Genomic DNA, 16,393 nt, shown 5'->3' with positions numbered 1-16,393 from the left:
GCGTCGTGAAAAAGGGCGTGGGGCGCATGCGTCAGCCAGGCGGCAGAATCCTCAGCACCACGCAATTGCGCCCCGCATCCTTGGCCTGGTACAGCGCGGCATCGGCCAGCCGCAACAGGGCGTCAGGATCGGCGGCGCCCGGCGCCGACTGGACCGCGATGCCGACGCTGATCGTCACCTGCTGCGCTTCTGTGCTCGCGTGGACGATGCCCAGGTCTTCGATGGCGCGCCGCAGCGCTTCGCCGATCTGGCGCGCTTCGTCCGCGCCCGTGTTCGGCAACACGATCGAAAACTCTTCGCCGCCGTAGCGCGCCGTCAGGTCGCCTGCGCGCCGCATGCCGGCCGCCAGCGCCTGCGCGACCCGGATCAGGCATGCGTCACCGGCCTGGTGGCCGTGACGGTCGTTAAAGAGCTTGAAGTAGTCGACATCGAGCATGACGACGGCAAGCGGCTGGCCGACGCGCGTGGCTCGCGCGCATTCGGTGCGCAGCACGTCGTCGAAATGGCGCCGGTTCGACAGGCCCGTCAGGCCGTCGGTGATGGACAGGGTCGCCAGCTTGCGGTTGGCCTCTTCCAGTTGCCCGGTGCGCTCGGCAACGCGCCGTTCCAGGCTGTCATGCAGCCTGGCGCTGGAGATCGAGATCATCGCCTGCGCGCCGAGCATGCGCAGGAATGCGACGCGTTCTTCCGTAAACGAGGCGTCGGCCAGCCGGTTCTCGAAGTACAGGATGCCGTCGATCCGGCCGCCGTGCCGGATCGGCAGGCACATGACGGCGCGCGGCAGGTTCAGCTGCACGTACGGGTCGGCGGCAAAGCGAGAACCGCCCGTGATGCAGTCTTCGATCACCTCCGCGCCAGTGCGGATGACGTAGCGCAGCAGCGATAGCGGGAATTGCGGGTCGCTGGCGGCGTTCAGGTTGAGCTGGCGCGCTTGCAGGACGGTGACGCCATCGCCATCGATATTGGCCTCCAGCTGGTAGCTGCCTTCGGACAGCAGCAGCAGGCGCGCTACCTGCCCGCCGGCGTTTTCGCACACGATGGCAATGAGGCGTGTCAGCACGTTGCGCAGGCCGACTTCGTTCGACAGGATTTGTGCCGCCTTCAGCAGCGACACCAGGTCGAGCGCGGAACTACCGTGCGTGTGGGAGACAGAATGCCGCTGCGTGCCGCGGCCATCCATCCTTGACAGCAGCGCGGCATGGCGCTCCCGCAGCTGCGCCACCTTGCCCTCCGCGCCCCACTGGCCGTAATGCGCGATGGCGTCCCCGATGAAGACGGCTGCCACGCGCGGCTGCCCCTGGTCGCACCAGCATTCGCCGCACAGTTCATTGCCCAGCGCTTGCATGTTGACGTAGCCTGCCAGGCCAGCCGCGTCGATCGCCTGCTGGTAAAGGCGCGTGGCCAGCTGCAGATCGTCCCGGTAGCGTGCCATCTCGGCCATCACCAGCAGGTGCTTGGCCGCGCTATTGTCCGAGCCTTGCCTGGCCCACTCGGCGAGACTCGCTTGCAGCGTGCCGATCACGGCCCGCAGATCGCCCGCATCGGCGCGCGCGGGAGCGCGCCGCAAGGCGCGGATCAGGATCAGCGCGGCGTAGAAGCTGCACTCGGCCACCTTGGCCTGGCCGCGCATGATCTGCGTGACGATGCCGAGCTGGCCGGCCAGCGGTTCGGCGTCGGCGTTGTCGAACAGGTAGGCGTTGCGGATCTTCCCTTGCAAGAAGTAGGCGCGGTACAGGTGCGAGTCGCCATACCGTGCGAGGAAGCCTGCCTCGCTGAAGGCCGCATCGTCGTAGCTGTCTTGGCGCGGCAAGAGGCCCGTCAGGCACTTGATCGGCTGGACCGCGGCGGCGACGCAGCAATCAGCCATCGCCAGCTGGCCGTTGGCGCGCATCAGCGCCAGGTCGTGCTCGATGTCGTGCATCAGGTGCGGCAGGTAGTCGCCGAGGATGATCCGGTCGGTGGCGCGCACGGCGGCCACCACGCCGACCTGCACGAAATCGGCGATTTCCAGCGCCCAGCCAAACGCTTCCTCGTACAGGGCGTCGGAGCTGCGCAGCGGCTGCGTCCAGTGGTTGCTGAGCGCGCCGAACATCAGGCCCGTAAGCGTGCGCGTCTGCAGGTTGGCGCGGCGCCTGGCCAGCGCCATCGCCATCGCGCCGAAGTGGTAGCCGCGCGCGATGTCGCCGCTGTACAGCGCCAGCATCATCGCGTAGCCGACATACGCGACAGCGCTGAAATCGCTGGTCCCCCGCTGCATGGACAGGCGCGTCATCGACACCACCATCAGCGCGCTGAGATCCTGCTGGCCGGCGTAGTAGCTGGCCATCCACAGGCCCTGCATCATCTGCATCGCGGCCACCGCGTCCGGCTCGCACATGTCGGCCGCCGCCAGCAAGGTCTCGGGCGCATGCGCGCCGGGCTGCCGTCCAATGTCGGCGAGAATGTCGGCGAAGCGCGTCTTCATGCGCGCCACATCGTGCGGAATGTCGATGTCCAGCTGCGCCAGGCCGTCGCGCTGCACGGCGATGGCGTCGAGCAGGCGGCCCTGCAACTGATACTGGTGCGCCTGGATGGCGATGCAGCGTACCTGCTGCAAGGGGCTCAAGGTACGGGCGCGCACCAGTGGGTAGATCGCCTCGGCGGCATCGAACTGGCCGCACAGGTAGGTCGCTTCGGCGGCGCCCAGCTGCAGCTCGAGCCAGAGGCCGGCGTGGACGTTCCATGCGTCCGCCGGCAACAGCTCGAGACCGATGCGCATGTGCTCCAGGGTGGACTGGAACGCGGCGGAGCGCCGTGCCTTGACGCCGGCCTGGAGATTGAGCGTCGCCAGATGCACGCGCTCGCCTGCCTCGTCGATCAGCGCGCGGCCGGCGTTGAGCTGCTCGACGATGTCGAACAGTGTCTCGTCCTGGCGCTCCGGCGGCGTATGCCGCAGGAGCAGGCGGCCGATGAGAAGATGGTTGGCCGCGCGCGCGCCGGCATCGGCGACCAGGTAGGCTGCCTGCTGCACCCGGTCGTGCAGGAAGCGGTAACTGACGCCGCTGTTGCCCGCGGCGGTGTCGCCATTGACGTATTTATAGCGTTCGTCGAGCGGCTGGATCAAGCCTGCCCTGAGCACCGGCCACAGGTCTTGCTGCGTTTGCCGGGGAGCGCGGTCCACTGCCAGGGTGAGCGTGTCGAGCGTGAAGCGGTTGCCGCTGGAGGCGGCCAGTTGCAGCAGGTGCTGCGTCACGCCGGGCAGGCGGCGGATTTTCTCCAGCAGCACCTCGACCACGTTGTCGGCGTATCCGGCCTGTTCTATCGCGGGCAGGTCCCAGTCCCAGCAATCGTCGGCGGGCCGGTAGCGCAGGTGGCCCGCCTCGTTGAGCGCGGCGAGGAACTGGTTGAGGAAGAAGGGATTGCCGGCCGTCTTGCGGTAGCAAATGCTGGTCAGGGGCGCGCAGTAAGGCGCCGCCACGCGCACGGTGGCCGACACCATTTGCGCCACCTGCGGCTCGGTCAGTGCGCTCAGTAACAGCGTCGACAGGCGCACGTCACGGGCGAGCAGCTTGTCGCGCAGCGCGCTGAGCGGATGCGCGGGGCCCACTTCATTATCGCGGTACGCGCCGATGAACAGCATGCAGCTCTTGTCGCAGGAGACCATCAGCAGCTCGATCATCCGCAGCGTGGCCGCATCGGCCCATTGCAGGTCGTCGAGGAACAGCACCAGCGGATGCCCGGCGCAGGCGAAGACTTCGACGAAGCGGGGGAAGAGGCGGTCCAGGCGCAGCTGGGCCTGTGCCGGCGGCGCCGCGGGCAGCGGGTCGGTGGGGCCGACGATCAAGGCCAGTTGGGGAATCAGCTCGACGATCACGCCCACGCCGCTGCCCAGGGCTTCGTGCAGTTTTTCGGACCATTGCCGCAGGGTTTCTTCTGGCTGGTCCAGCAACTGGCGCACCAGCCCCTGGAAGGCCTGGATCAGCGAGGCATACGGCACGTCGCGCTGGAGCTGGTCAAATTTGCCGGACAGGAAGCGGCCGCGCCGGGCGATGATGGGCTTTTGCACTTCGTTGACGACCGCCGACTTGCCGATACCCGAATGGCCGGCCACCAGCAGCATCTCGCAGGTGCCGGCGGCACTGCGCTCAAACGCCGCCAGCAGCGTGGCGATGGCATCTTCGCGCCCGTGCAGCGTTTGCGGCACGAGGAAGCGGCCGTCGTGGTCGGACAGCTTGAGCGCCTGCGCTGGCTTGTTCGCGCGGCAGGCTGCGAGGTCGCTGCGCAAGCCTTGCAGGCTCTGGTAGCGCTGATCGGCATTTTTTTCCAGCAGCCGCTGGATGATCGGCAGCAGCTGGCCAGGCAAGCTGGCCAGCGCCGGGTGCGACCAGTCCGGGCTGCGCGCAATGTGGCAATGCACGAGTTCCATCTCGTCGCCCGTCTCGAACGGCGCCTGGCAGGTCAGCATTTCGTACAAGGTGGCGCCGAGCGCATAGAAATCGGCGCGCCAATCGACCCGCCGGTTCATGCGCCCCGTCTGCTCCGGCGCCATGTAGCGCAGCGTGCCTTCCAGGGTCTGGAGATTGACGATGCCATGGCTTTCGTAGGGCAGTTCACAGGCGATGCCGAAATCGATCAGCTGCAGCAGGCGCCGTTCGGCATTCCACACCAGATTGGAGGGATTGATGTCCTTGTGGATTATGCCCTGACGATGGACCTCGTCCAGCGCCGCGCACAATTGCAGGGCGATGTCGAAAAAATCGTCCAGCGTCAATGCGGGCTGCGACGGAGTACTGCGCCCCGCCACCTGCGCGCGCAACACTTGGTCGAGCGCCAGGCCGCCGGTATCTTCCAGGATCATCGTCCAGCGCCCGCCGTGCAGCTGCAGCGCCAGCGGATGCGCCACGCCCGGATGGCGGCAGCGGCGCGCAATCGCAAATTCCCGCTTGAATTGTCCCAGCTGCTGAAAGGAGGGGAACGGCTGATTCGGCATCTTGACGATCAGCGCAGTGCCATCGGCGGCCCGGGCGCGGTAAACCCGCGAGCGGGCGCCGCTGTGGAGCTGTTTGATGATCTCGTGGTCGAAAAGGGAGCGCATGGGCTGGGCTTAGCGGTACACAGACGGTTGCGGGAGCCTTGAGGCGCACATTTCGGAGTACTAGTTGATTGTTAGTATTATATCAGTAGGGAGTCGAGGGGGAGAGCGCGGGGCGATGGGGGCTGTTGTAAAAACGTCAGCGGCGGCAGGCACTGAGGGGGAGCGATGAGGGGATGCGGCACCAGCGCAACGTGGAAACTGGATAACGAGCATGATGGCGCACTTTGTACGCCATCGGAAAAAGAATGTGCAGGCTAATTCGTACAAGCAAATGGTTCGGTTTCCTTTTTTCATGCGTGTTCTGACTCAGCGTGCTCGCGCCCCGCTTACCGGTAAATAGTCAGGTATTTCGCGGGAATGTCGAGCGGGTGGAGCATGCCTGCCAACGCCAGGTTGATCAGCAGGGCGACCACCAGGCCGACTCCTGTCGGAACGCCGATGGCGAGCCTGCGCACCATCGGCGAGCGCGCTTCGACTTGCCAATATGCGGCACAGCCCAGGTGCGTGAATAGGGCATACACTGCGAAGAAATAATACGGTGCAAAGAACAATTCATATGGCATCAGCACAAAACCGGCTGCGGCATAGTAAAAATTGGTGTCGAGCTTGAGCGCGGCGCGGCCAAACAGGACCGCAGCGACATGAAAAAGCAGGAACAGGGCCAGATAAATTCCTGAGCCGGCCTGCAGCCACGCTACGAACCCGCAGCGTTTTTTCCATCCCCGCAGCACCATCCATATTCCGCTGCCACATTGAAACAGCACGCACGCCAACAGCACCGGCTCGACGACGGCATTTCGATAGAGTGGCCGTGTCGCCTCCATGAAGGCGATGTGCGCATGGGCGCCGGCAATGGCCATCAGGTGATTGACAATATGCAGCAATATATAGGCCGCCAGGGCACATGCCGACAGGCGGTGAAATTTACGAATTGACATATGAATCCATGAGTGAGTGTGATTTTCTCTGTATTGCGCTGGAGCTCCATACCTCATCGAGGGCTACAGATACTGCACCGAAAATTTCATTTATTAATAAATCGTCAATTTCGCGCAAGGCGGACATGGCAGCGGTATTCATGAGACTCCCTCGGTTGGCATCAGATGGAGGTAGTATCGTTTGGTTGCTTAAGCAGGTCTTGAACGTTTGCGACACGCAACAATATTTTTATGACGCTATCGGATGTCGTCCGCCTCGTTGCCTGCGCGTGGCGCTAGCCTCTTGTGTCCGAGCCTCGTTGGTGCGCAGCACCGTTTACTTTCCGCCGTTGCCGCCAGCCACCGGTGAAAAGGCGGGGCCTTTGACGCGCACTATTTGACAAAAGGACTTGCCGTTCAAGACGGTATCTGACGGATATCCGGCTTGGGCATGGCGGACAGCGAGAGGGTGCGCAGCACTTCCAGGCCTGCCACGAAGGAGTGCCCGCAGTCGGGGTTCTGGCACACGCAGGTGATTTCCTTGAACATGGCGGACATCGTGCGGCTCTTGACGGCGCGGACGGTGTTTTCGCAATGCGGGCAGGGCAGGCCGATGACTCTCATTTCAGCTTTCTTTCCACTTGGTACAGGGCGCGACCGCGACCTGTCATGTTTTTCGACTGTATGCGTAAGCGCGACTTGACGAGCCATTCAGCCGCCTGATCGATACTTGCCAGCCCCTGGCGCTGGCGCACGAGTTCCAGCACCGCGCGCTCTTCGTCATTGAGGTGAATTTGATGGTCTGGCATTTTCTGTAACTTTAGAGTTGCTCAAAAGTGACTCGGTTTAAACGCTGCGACGCTGTACGCTGTCGATAGTGGCGTCATCCAAGGCGATCACGGCCAAGGCTTCACGCATCACGATCTGGCGCACCAGCACCGCAAGCTCTTCGCCCTGGTAGTTGGCGATCGAGGAAACGAGCTGGTGCTCGTAGTCGTCGAGGCGCAGTATGACGCGGTGGCTGCGGATACGTTTTGCATCGGGGTACATGACGTGGTCCTTAGTGGGTGGGTTTGGATGCTAGTTCGCGCTTGTAGTCGGCGAGGCCGCGCAGGATCAGGAAGCGGAGGAACCAGGCGCGGGACCGGTCAAGTTTCTCTGCGTAGCCCTCGACTTCGGCTACTTCATCAGACGTCAGGCGGACGCCAAGGGGCTTAGTAGTGACGCCCTTGGCCGTACGCCTGGCATTGGATACGTTTTTCATAATGTTATGATGTGTAATCGCTACAGGATGGCGTAACTACAGTGTCCAAAAGCGCACTAGCAAACAAAAAGATGTGAGTATGAGTATGTTTGGTGAAAGATTAAAGCAAGAGCGTCAACGTCTGGGCATGAACCAAGACGACTTCGCAGCGGTTGGCGGGGTCAAAAAACGCGCTCAAATTTCGTATGAAAAAGATGAGCGATCCCCGGATGCTGTCTACCTATGTGCGCTATTAGAGATTGGCGTAGACGTTTGGTATGTAATGACTGGCAGCGTTTCAGCTGCGGCGCTCAGTCCGGATGAAAGTGAATTAGTTTCGGGTTTCCGGAACCTAGATGCACGCGGACGAGCTGGTGTTCTTGGAATGATTGGCGGCATGCGCCTGCCAATGCCCCAGGCATCTCTTGCAGGGAATGCCCCACACGTTGAAACCCACGGCAAGATTGGGCAAAATTTCGTGGGGAATATCATTGGGCCGCAGACTTTTAATGTGGCCGGCAGCGGACGAAAAAAGGAAAAATAGTCTGCAAATGATTGATCTTCTTATGCTTATTGTAGTTGCTGCTTGTTTTGTCTGCATAATTTTCAGCAGCTGGAATCCTCGGAAGCGAGCGATTGACGCTGGCGAGTCGGGCCCCTCCCTTTGGCGACATATTCAACTATGCATATCAACCGCAAAGGTCAGACAGCCTGCATGCCTAATCGAGCGGATTGCGGCTCCGCAAAAAGTTCCTTCGGCTAGTGAGAATATTCCACAACTCAAGCAAGTCGCAGTTGAGGTGCAACCTGCTCAAGTTTCATCACGCGCAAAGAAAAAGTCGAAGAGAGGGGCACGAGGCGAAGCAGGAGATGTCGACGAAATTCAGTTTTCGTATCCGAGGCGAGACGGTTTGGGCTATTTAACTCGGAAAGTCTCAGTGTGGGCAGTTGATGCGGATTATTTGGAAGGTTATTGCCATACGAGGCAGGGAAAACGAACTTTTTCTTTGAGGCGTATTTGTGGCAAGGTGACTTCGCTAAGGACAGGAGAAATTCAACATATCGGAAGGTGGGCGAGTGCAATGCGCCTCCTTCCCAATAACAGAATCGTTACTGATGGTGCTTCCCATTGCCCACTTGGCATCAAAGACTATTCAATGGGTAAGTCCGATCGAAAGCAACGGCAGACAGCAGCATATTTTGTAGGATTTCGAGATGCCAAACGCTGCGAATTGGAGTCAATGGCTAGGGCGGCAGGTTGGCAGGTACGCACTAGGTTTAGCACTTCGCTGGATATTTTGATCGTTGGCCCGCTGGTTGGGCGTCTACAAATGAGCAAGGCGGATTCGATGGGGATTGGTTCTATTTCGGAATTCGACTTTAAAGCAGAATTGCAGAAGACTGAAAGTGGTATGAACAGGTAGCCACATGCGTTGGTGCTTGTCACAGGTTGGATATCATGCTTTTTTTTATCGCAATGATCTTGATTCACAGTAGAATTAGAATTTCTAAATTATAGGAAAAGTAAAAAATGACAATTTCTTTCGCTGTCAAGACTCCTAGTGATAATAAAAGCATAACGGTAGAATTTGGCACAACTGCATATTTCATTGGTGCCAATGGTGGTGGGAAGACTCGACTTGCCGCACAAATCGAAGATCAGCTGGGTGCAATGTGCCATCGTATATCTGCTCACCGCGCGCTGAATATGAATCCGGCAGTCGCAAAGATAAGCGAGGGGGCCGCATTAAATGGATTGAGATTTGGAGCTCCTAGTCTTGACTCTGGTTTACCTTATCGCCTCGGAGCCCGGTGGGCACAAAGATCAGCCACAAATTTATTAAATGATTACGACTACCTAATCCAGGTGCTTTTTGCCGAACAATCAAATACCGCACTCAAAAGCCATAAGAATTTAAGCGCTAAGAATGGTGTGCCGGCGCAAAAAACAAATTTCGAGAAACTGGTTGAGATTTGGGATAAATTGCTTCCTCATCGGAAACTTGAGATTAGCGGAGATAATATTGAGGTGAGATTGGCAGATTCGACTGATAGTTATTCTGCGGCGGATATGAGCGACGGGGAACGTGCCATTTTTTATCTTATTGGGCAGACTTTAGTGGCTGCGAAGAATACGTTAATTATTTTTGATGAACCCGAATTGCACATCCATCGCGCCATTGTTGCAAGTCTTTGGGATGAAATCGAGGCCGCTCGACCAGATTGTAGTATGGTAATTATTTCACATGACCTTGACTTCGTAGCATCCAGGAAAGGTCAAAAGTTTGTGTTGCGTGCCTTCAAACCATCGACCGGATGGATAATCGAAGAAGTTCCGGAAGAGAGTGGATTTTCGGAAGAAATCACTACGCTCATTCTTGGTAGCCGTCGACCTGTACTATTTGTCGAAGGCGGCAGCCGAAGCATTGATAAAGCTGTGTTTCGAGCTTGTTATCCTGAATGGACGATTATTCCAAGAGGGTCATGCGAAGAGGTACTACATGCGGTCGTCACTATGCGCGCCAACGCTGCACTTACCCGAGTGAGCTGTGCCGGCATTGTTGACGCTGATGCATACACTGAAGACGAGGCCGCAGCATTGCATTCCAAAGGAGTAGAAATACTGTCAGTCTCGGAAATTGAGAATCTTTTTCTATTTCCAGAAGTAGTGAAAGCCATCGCCAAGTGGGATGGTCATGACAAAAATTATGCTGATATGAGAGCGGCGCAAGTCTTTGACGAATTGCTTACGCACGCTTCTTTGGAAAAGAATCAGCTCGATGTGGTATTGCGATATTGCCGTCGCAGAATTGATAGAATGTTGAAAAAAATTGACCTCAGCGCAGCCTCAGATGTGGAAGCGCTAGCAGAAACTTACAAAGTGAAAACTGAAGCACTGGATGTGACTGCTCTCGCAACACTCGCTCGTGAGGCGATACAGAATGCCGTTGGCAATCAAGATATCGCCGCACTGCTTCGATGGTATGACAACAAAGGAGTTCTTTCTTTTGTAGCAAAGGTAAAAGGGGTAAACAAAGACAAGTTCGAGCAATGGGTTCTTCGTGTAATGCGTAACGGTACTGTTCCGGAAATGACTGCTGCGCTAAAGGCCAAACTGCCAATCCCTGTCGCAACTTGAGCCGGACGCTGGGCAAGACATGATGGGAGACACTACTCTTTTTGCATGAACTCCACTTGAACTTCAGCGCATCTGATTAGTTGATAAATAGTCATTTCCAATTTTGCTGCAAATGAAGTCGCTGAGTGGAAGTGGTCTGCGCAGATTTATGCGGTTTCTGCGCTAGTTACTGCTTGCCTAGGCCCCAGCGGCTCCTCCCTGTTTTCGCGAATGATTTCTCGCATTTCCTTGATATGCCGCCACGCATGCAGCGCCGCCCTTTTTGCGGCCTGCTTGCTCTTGTAAACATGTTCCAGCGTCTTGAGCGTGCCCATGGCGCCGGCCTGCTCCTGCCCCGATTTTTTCTTCTTCGCCGCCACGTCCTTCCATTTGGCCACCACGCCCGTGATGCCTTCGTCCGGGTCTTTCTCGTCCTCGCGTTCTGCCTCCACCGCTTCCGTTTTCGTTTCAAATTCCACCCGAGTGGTAAAGCCGTTGCCGCCCAGGCTGTGCGTGACCTTGACCGATAGCCATTCGGTGGCGTCGATCTCGGGCTTGAAGCCTGTCACGGTCACGGGCGATTGCGGGAATACGGCAGGATTGCCCAGGGCTAGGCTCATTTCAAAGGTGGCCAGGCCTCGCAGGATGCGCTGCCATTCGGCCACGGCCGCCGCGCGCGCGTCGGTTTCGTTGGCAAAGGTGGTGCGCAGGCGCTTGCTGTTGCCGGGCACGCCGGCCACGACGCTGCGGCGGCGCGCGTAGCGCTCGTCATGCCAGAAGGCGCGCACGCCCGTGTACGCGTCGCTTTCGGCGCTGTGGTAGCGGTGCCCGTCGCCCAGGGCGCGCGTGATGGGGATGACGGGCAACGCCTTGCCGCTGGCGGTGCGGCTCTGGTTGATGGGGAGGAACAGCAAAGTATCGTTCTTGACGGTGGCCACGGCATCGTATTTCCTGCCCAGCCGGCGCGGGAAGGCCGCATCGCTTTCGTGGGTCTGGTCGATGTGCTCGATAGCGGTATCGCGCAGGCGCGCCGACACGCCCGACGCCAGCTCGTTGCGAAAGGCAATCGCCTCGATGATGGCGCCCAGGGTTGTCTTGTGAAAGCTGTGTTCTTGCTGCTGTTTAAACGTGTCGGCTGGTCGGACTGATCGCAAGCCATTTCCATTCCCCGCGCGCAGTCGTAAAAACGTGGGAAAGCAAGTTCAGCTCGCGATTCACGGTGGCGCCACTGACCTTGCTTTCCCCGGTCATGCGCTGATCGCGCCAGGCGCCGAGCAGTTCAGGTGTCACGTTGGCCAGCTTGATATCTTGATTTTCACGCCGCCAATGAGCACTTCGCCGATGGCATTGAGGCGCAGCGTTTCCCGGCGCTCGTCGCGCTTGTGGATGGAGACTTCTTCCAGGTATCGGTCGAATGCGTCGCCGCAGCTTTTCCCGACGACAATGCCACTGTCGGCGCCGCGCCGGATTTCGGTTTTGCGTTCCGACGCCCAGGCCGCAGCTTCGGCCTAGGTGCTGAATGTCTTAGATTCCCGTGTGCCGAGGATGGCGATCTCCGCCCGCCAGCCGCCAACCCGTTTCCTGAGTGAAGCCATGCATCCCTCTCGTTGAGGCGCGATCAAGGCGTAAATCTGGCGTAATCGCTACCGGTTTTTGTCGGGTTTAATCTGTATCAAGGGAAATGTCGGGACGTAAAAAAAGCCACTAACCCGTTGATTGTATTGGGTTTGATGGCTTTTTTGATGTTTCTGAATTCTGTGCGCTGGTGCCGGAGCCGGAATCGAATTAACCCCGGAAGCCAGCCTATCATCAAGGGTCTTTGCCGACCTTGAGCTTAGATACCGTCAAAAGTACCGTCAAAAGAAATGGGGGGCCGTTTGAGTGCTACCGGGATTCCCGTAGTTGCACTCACCGCGCTTGGCCGCGCCGGTGATTTATGCGGTGTGCTTTTCGGCCCAGGCGATGACTTCCCGCGCCTTGTACAGCGCCTGGGAGCGTCCCTCCACCGGCAATCGAACCGGCCGGGGAAAACTCGGAAGGCAGACAATATCACTGCGCACGCGGTTTGTTGATCGCTTGAAATACGCGGCGAGGCAGCTGGTGTCCCAGAGGTCGACTGATAGCGGTATCGGTGGCCGCTGCATCTTTTCTATCGCTTCGGCCAGTCTGGTCAGAACATCGATTTCGGTGGGTGTCATACTTGTGGTCCTTTCTCGTCGTGTGGTAACGCCAGGCTCCACCATAGCAGGCAGGTCATCTTGACGTCATTCTCAAGCAGCGTGCGCCTGGCCAATCGCGGTGGCCTGATGGCTCGATCAGGATTGCCAACCAAAATTAAGGCAGCAGTATTCAAGCAACATGTTCAAAAACGACCGTTTATGAACAGGCGATAAAACCCCTTCATAGAACTGTTCATAAAATACCCCTTTGATTTATGAACATGTTCATATATATTGAACACGTTATTGAACATGCTTGCTAACCCTTGGAGATAGAAATGGCAACTTTCGCATACGGCCGAGTCAGCACGGCAGACCAGACCGCCGAGAACCAGCGCCAGGAGATTGAACGCGCCGGGATCGTGATCGATTACTGGTTCGCAGACGAAGGCGTATCGGGAAAGGTACCAGCGGCGCAGCGGCCACAGTTTGCGCAGCTACAGCAGCAGATACGAGCGGGCGAAACGCTGGTTGTCTCCAAGCTTGACCGCCTGGGCCGTGATGCGCAGGACGTGGGTGCCACCATCAAGGTGCTAGCAGCCCGTCGGATCGAGGTGATCGTGCTGCAGCTCGGCAAGCTGGACCTGACCTCGCCGGCAGGAAAGCTCATGCTGACCATGCTGGGCGCTGTCGCGGAAATGGAGCGGGATCTTTTGGTCGAGCGTACCCAGGCAGGACTGGCGCGCGCCAAGCAGCAAGGAACGGAGTTAGGCCGCCCGACCAAAACAAATGACAGCCAGCGGCTGGCCATCGTTGCGCAGCATGCAAAGGGCTCGTCGATCAGCGAATTGGCCCGCACCTACGAAATATCACGCGCCAGCATTGGCCGTATCCTCAAGGCCCAGCCCGATGCGGCATAGCTAGGTGGGGAGTGCACGCACCAGTTGCTTCGCTGGTGCGATGTGGCTGCTGTGATACCTGCACCATAGGAGCATGGCGCCGGTACTGTGCAAGGCCATCATCAACACGATGGGTGGAGCGTCTATAATTGCCAGATCGACAGGCTTGCCGGGAAAAACCATGCACTACGATCCGATCATGCTGGGCGCTTTTATCGCCATGCTCATTAACGCCTGGCTTGAATCCAGGAAGTAGCCCATCACTTTTCCTCCTGCTGCTGCATGAGCACGGCCGGCGACATTGCCAATCCCACCGGGCGGCCTGCTGCGCGTTGCAAAGGGTTACCCGCCAGCGCCTTCGGTACATTCATCGCCGCACTTGATTTGAGTCCGACTGAGATGTTCTGGATCGGCTCCTGTAACGATTTTCCAAATGGCACCTTACTTAGCAGCGAGCTGCCTGCAATACGGTCAAAAATATTGCCGATTGCTGCTGCGGAGTTGGAGTTGTTGACCGCGCTTCCTCTTGGTTGCACTTGTTCATAGCTGGCCACCCGCCCGATCGCCCGCAGTTGGTCGACTTCCGGCCTAGTGAAGAACAACGCTAGCTTCTCGTCGCCGATGGCGTTCAGGGATTTGTTGTAGGCCGATTGGCTTAGGTTGCCCACTTCGTCAGCGGCGCCGTTAAGCGCCTTGGCCTTCAGGTGTGCTGCAATCTGCTCCCGGACGGCCTGAAGCGCATCAGGGCTTGATCGCACTGCTTGGCGCAGCGCTGCCACGTCGGCTACATTCGACTTCGAACCGCCCCCAACGACGAACTGCTGCACGAATTTATCGGGTTCGATACCGTCACGCACGGCCTGTAAAGCGGGCGTCTTTTCGACAATGCCCATGTATTGTCGATGCGTGCTGCGCGCACGATCAAACGCGGCCTGTGAACCTGCTGCAAGCGGCTGCCCTGGCAGCAATGGCGTTTCCTCTAATGCTGTACGTACTTGGCTGATCGCATCGCGTACGCCTCCGTCAGACGATGTCCGCTGAACCTTTGCCATAATCGTCTTGAATTGCTCCGCAGTTTCGATGGTCAGTGGCACGGCTCCTGATGCGAAGTCGTTGAGCTTCTTGCGGATATCTGCGGGCAGTTCAGCATTGCGCAGGTTGTATGTCAAAAGCTCGTCCGCACGCGTTGCAAATGCTTGCGGGTCAAGCGCGGCACTGCGCCCACTTGAATCTCGAGCACGGTCGTACAGTCGACCAATGATGCCAGTGGCGCGGTCGTTGTAACCTTCCACGCCAGCCATTACCCGGCGGCCACCGGCAATCGCCGTATCGGGCGTGCTTGCACCTGCCTCGTTCAAACCGCTAATAAGTTGCCTATTATTGGCATTCTCATTCTGCCCAAGAGTCTGAGCCGAAATGTCCTTACTGTTAATGCCCAGTTTGGCCAGGTTACGTTGTTGCGTAATAACAGCCGGATTGTCCGTCAAGCCTGCGGCTGTTGGTGTTGTACCGGTCATTCGATAGTCGGCCAGGCGTCTGACAGCCATCGGGGTGACAGAATCGCTAATTTTGAAAGCATCGGCCACATCCTTTCGAATGCCCGCTTGTACGCCAGCCGGCAAGTCGGCCAGCGTCATGCCGCTCGGTCCCAATGCACTGTTGATATGTGTATCGATCTGCGCTGGTGATGGCACCTGAGGGCGCGCCATACGGCCAATTGCACCAGCAGCCTGAGCGAGTTTGTTCATCGTCAGCGGTGCGGCAACGCCAGCTGCCACGCTTGCCAACATCTGCGATGTATTGGTGCCGCCAGTTTCGCGCGCGTAACCGCCGGCGGCGCCAGCTGCACCGGCAGAGACCAGCTGTTGCAGAGGGTTGGTCGCAAGTGTCTGTGCAACGCTTTTCGTCACGCCTGATGCGCCCTGGGCGACCCGCCCTGCTGCTGCGACCGGTACCATGCCCCCGGCCACAGTACGCGTCATATCGCCAACCACCCGCTCGATTGCATTGCGAGGCTCTGGAAGTCCGACAGCATCCGCTAAGCCTCTGAAGTTGACGGGCTGGAAAACATCGCGGGGTGTTGCACCGGCTACCAGTCCGGGTAGCGTCTGCTTCTTTGGGGCCAGCATATTGAGGCCCGCCCGAAACGGCGTCGCCAGAAGATTAAACGCTTCGCCGGTACCCTCTATGCCGTAACGCGCAGCGAGGCCGAACTGGCGCGGAATGTCGGCGATACTATCGTTCAGCTGCTGACCGAATGGTTTTGAGGGTGCGGAGGTCTGCGCCCCTGCGCCAAGCTGTGACTGCAGTATTTGGAATGCCTCCTGCTCGGTGGCGCCATCTGGCCCCTCAACGGAATATTTTTTGCCTTCTGGACTGGTGAATTTAAAAGTGCGCTTGTTGGCAGGTGCCGCCTTCGTATTCGCTAAGTGGCCAATAATGTCTTCTGGCTTGTAGCCGGCAGTCGTCGCGGTCTTGATCTTATCGGCGTAGTCGGGAGATGAGGCGAGGTGATCGGTAATCTGTGCATCGCTGTAGCCGGCGGCTTTCGCCTCGGCGATCTTTTCTTGAATTGGGCGCATGATTTACTTTCAGGAGATATCGGACAAGGGCAACTTGGTATCGACAACAGGCTCTAGCTGAGCTGGGCGCGAATCGCACGGTGGTTCTGTCACGTCAGCGGCAAAAGCGGACGTAACCATTGCTACAACGCTGTCGATAGCCGCGGCGTTAGGGTCAAGCAGGCCACCAACCCGCCTTGCCAGCTCCAATTCTATTTCGTAAAGAATCACAACTGCCTCCGCACGCTCGACCTCAGTTTCGGTGGCCTGGCGAATTTCCACATCCGCGCCAGTCGCAAGCACCTCATCGATGTCTTGCAGGGTGAGCCATTGCCCGTTGGGATCCATACAGAAAACACCGAGAAGGTCAGGCGCTCGGGTGCTCAACTCCGGGTTGAAGTAGACGATTTTCATTCAGTTTC

General features: G+C 58.5%; 14 protein-coding genes. 4 read left to right on the top strand and 10 right to left on the bottom strand.

Translation table 11 applies throughout. The annotated features are described in order from the left end of the window. Positions 1-31 precede the first annotated feature (31 nt). The 6 genes from O3301_RS22020 to O3301_RS21995 all read right to left on the bottom strand — a co-directional run bounded on the left by O3301_RS22020 (position 32) and on the right by O3301_RS21995 (position 7,255). Entirely contained in the window at positions 32-5,074 is a 5,043-nt protein-coding gene (locus tag O3301_RS22020; protein ID WP_305057496.1) for a diguanylate cyclase domain-containing protein, read from the bottom strand. A 326-nt stretch (positions 5,075-5,400) separates the two neighbouring features. Then, positions 5,401-6,012 carry a hypothetical protein gene (locus O3301_RS22015; RefSeq protein ID WP_305057495.1) on the bottom strand — a complete coding sequence of 204 codons (612 nt, stop codon included), beginning with the start codon at positions 6,010-6,012 and terminating at the stop codon, positions 5,401-5,403. 396 nt (positions 6,013-6,408) lie between these two features. Beyond that, positions 6,409-6,615, bottom strand: a complete 207-nt coding sequence (locus O3301_RS22010) for an ogr/Delta-like zinc finger family protein (RefSeq protein WP_305057494.1) — start codon at positions 6,613-6,615, stop codon at positions 6,409-6,411. Then, positions 6,612-6,800: a hypothetical protein gene (locus tag O3301_RS22005; RefSeq protein WP_035825591.1), complete on the bottom strand. Its 189-nt coding sequence runs from the start codon at positions 6,798-6,800 to the stop codon at positions 6,612-6,614. The genes O3301_RS22010 and O3301_RS22005 overlap by 4 nt, the downstream gene beginning before the upstream one ends. 37 nt (positions 6,801-6,837) lie before the next feature. Continuing rightward, positions 6,838-7,041 (bottom strand): hypothetical protein, encoded by a 204-nt coding sequence (locus tag O3301_RS22000; protein WP_305057493.1) that lies wholly within the window; start codon positions 7,039-7,041, stop codon positions 6,838-6,840. A 10-nt stretch (positions 7,042-7,051) separates the two neighbouring features. Then, entirely contained in the window at positions 7,052-7,255 is a 204-nt protein-coding gene (locus O3301_RS21995) for a hypothetical protein (RefSeq protein WP_305057492.1), read from the bottom strand. A 79-nt stretch (positions 7,256-7,334) separates the two neighbouring features. On the opposite strand from O3301_RS21995, the gene O3301_RS21990 reads away from it, so the two are divergent. The 3 genes from O3301_RS21990 (at position 7,335) to O3301_RS21980 (ending at position 10,373) form a co-directional block, all read left to right on the top strand. After that, positions 7,335-7,778, top strand: coding sequence for a helix-turn-helix domain-containing protein (locus O3301_RS21990; RefSeq protein WP_305057491.1), 444 nt, complete (start codon positions 7,335-7,337; stop codon positions 7,776-7,778). 7 nt (positions 7,779-7,785) lie between these two features. Beyond that, on the top strand, positions 7,786-8,658 hold the full coding sequence (locus O3301_RS21985) for a hypothetical protein (RefSeq protein ID WP_305057490.1): 873 nt from the start codon (positions 7,786-7,788) through the stop codon (positions 8,656-8,658). 107 nt (positions 8,659-8,765) lie between these two features. Further along, complete coding sequence (locus O3301_RS21980; RefSeq protein ID WP_305057489.1) at positions 8,766-10,373, top strand: AAA family ATPase; 1,608 nt, start codon at positions 8,766-8,768, stop codon at positions 10,371-10,373. Between the two features lie 146 nt (positions 10,374-10,519). On the opposite strand, the gene O3301_RS21975 is transcribed toward O3301_RS21980, so the two are convergent. After that, on the bottom strand, positions 10,520-11,506 hold the full coding sequence (locus O3301_RS21975) for a contractile injection system protein, VgrG/Pvc8 family (protein ID WP_305057488.1): 987 nt from the start codon (positions 11,504-11,506) through the stop codon (positions 10,520-10,522). 780 nt (positions 11,507-12,286) lie between these two features. Continuing rightward, on the bottom strand, positions 12,287-12,550 hold the full coding sequence (locus O3301_RS21970; protein ID WP_305052492.1) for a hypothetical protein: 264 nt from the start codon (positions 12,548-12,550) through the stop codon (positions 12,287-12,289). 299 nt (positions 12,551-12,849) lie between these two features. On the opposite strand from O3301_RS21970, the gene O3301_RS21965 reads away from it, so the two are divergent. Beyond that, positions 12,850-13,431: a recombinase family protein gene (locus tag O3301_RS21965; protein ID WP_305052491.1), complete on the top strand. Its 582-nt coding sequence runs from the start codon at positions 12,850-12,852 to the stop codon at positions 13,429-13,431. 239 nt (positions 13,432-13,670) lie between these two features. On the opposite strand, the gene O3301_RS21960 is transcribed toward O3301_RS21965, so the two are convergent. Both O3301_RS21960 and O3301_RS21955 read right to left on the bottom strand, forming a co-directional pair. Next, a complete protein-coding gene (locus O3301_RS21960; RefSeq protein WP_305052490.1) occupies positions 13,671-15,992 on the bottom strand; it encodes a hypothetical protein in 2,322 nt (773 codons plus the stop codon). A gap of 9 nt (positions 15,993-16,001) precedes the next feature. Then, positions 16,002-16,385: a hypothetical protein gene (locus tag O3301_RS21955; protein ID WP_305052489.1), complete on the bottom strand. Its 384-nt coding sequence runs from the start codon at positions 16,383-16,385 to the stop codon at positions 16,002-16,004. Positions 16,386-16,393: the final 8 nt, after the last annotated feature.

The sequence above is a fragment of the Janthinobacterium sp. SUN211 genome (assembly GCF_030587315.1).
GTDB lineage: Bacteria > Pseudomonadota > Gammaproteobacteria > Burkholderiales > Burkholderiaceae_D > Janthinobacterium > Janthinobacterium kumbetense.
This window is presented reverse-complemented; position numbering and strand designations above follow the sequence as displayed.

Excerpts from the sequence above, each read along its gene's own strand:
- O3301_RS22020 (WP_305057496.1), bottom strand. The coding sequence starts at position 5,074 with ATGCGCTCCCTTTTCGACCACGAGATCATCAAACAGCTCCACAGCGGC.
- O3301_RS22015 (WP_305057495.1), bottom strand. The coding sequence starts at position 6,012 with ATGTCAATTCGTAAATTTCACCGCCTGTCGGCATGTGCCCTGGCGGCC.
- O3301_RS22010 (WP_305057494.1), bottom strand. The coding sequence starts at position 6,615 with ATGAGAGTCATCGGCCTGCCCTGCCCGCATTGCGAAAACACCGTCCGC.
- O3301_RS22005 (WP_035825591.1), bottom strand. The coding sequence starts at position 6,800 with ATGCCAGACCATCAAATTCACCTCAATGACGAAGAGCGCGCGGTGCTG.
- O3301_RS22000 (WP_305057493.1), bottom strand. The coding sequence starts at position 7,041 with ATGTACCCCGATGCAAAACGTATCCGCAGCCACCGCGTCATACTGCGC.
- O3301_RS21995 (WP_305057492.1), bottom strand. The coding sequence starts at position 7,255 with ATGAAAAACGTATCCAATGCCAGGCGTACGGCCAAGGGCGTCACTACT.
- O3301_RS21990 (WP_305057491.1), top strand. The coding sequence starts at position 7,335 with ATGAGTATGTTTGGTGAAAGATTAAAGCAAGAGCGTCAACGTCTGGGC.
- O3301_RS21985 (WP_305057490.1), top strand. The coding sequence starts at position 7,786 with ATGATTGATCTTCTTATGCTTATTGTAGTTGCTGCTTGTTTTGTCTGC.
- O3301_RS21980 (WP_305057489.1), top strand. The coding sequence starts at position 8,766 with ATGACAATTTCTTTCGCTGTCAAGACTCCTAGTGATAATAAAAGCATA.
- O3301_RS21970 (WP_305052492.1), bottom strand. The coding sequence starts at position 12,550 with ATGACACCCACCGAAATCGATGTTCTGACCAGACTGGCCGAAGCGATA.
- O3301_RS21965 (WP_305052491.1), top strand. The coding sequence starts at position 12,850 with ATGGCAACTTTCGCATACGGCCGAGTCAGCACGGCAGACCAGACCGCC.
- O3301_RS21960 (WP_305052490.1), bottom strand. The coding sequence starts at position 15,992 with ATGCGCCCAATTCAAGAAAAGATCGCCGAGGCGAAAGCCGCCGGCTAC.
- O3301_RS21955 (WP_305052489.1), bottom strand. The coding sequence starts at position 16,385 with ATGAAAATCGTCTACTTCAACCCGGAGTTGAGCACCCGAGCGCCTGAC.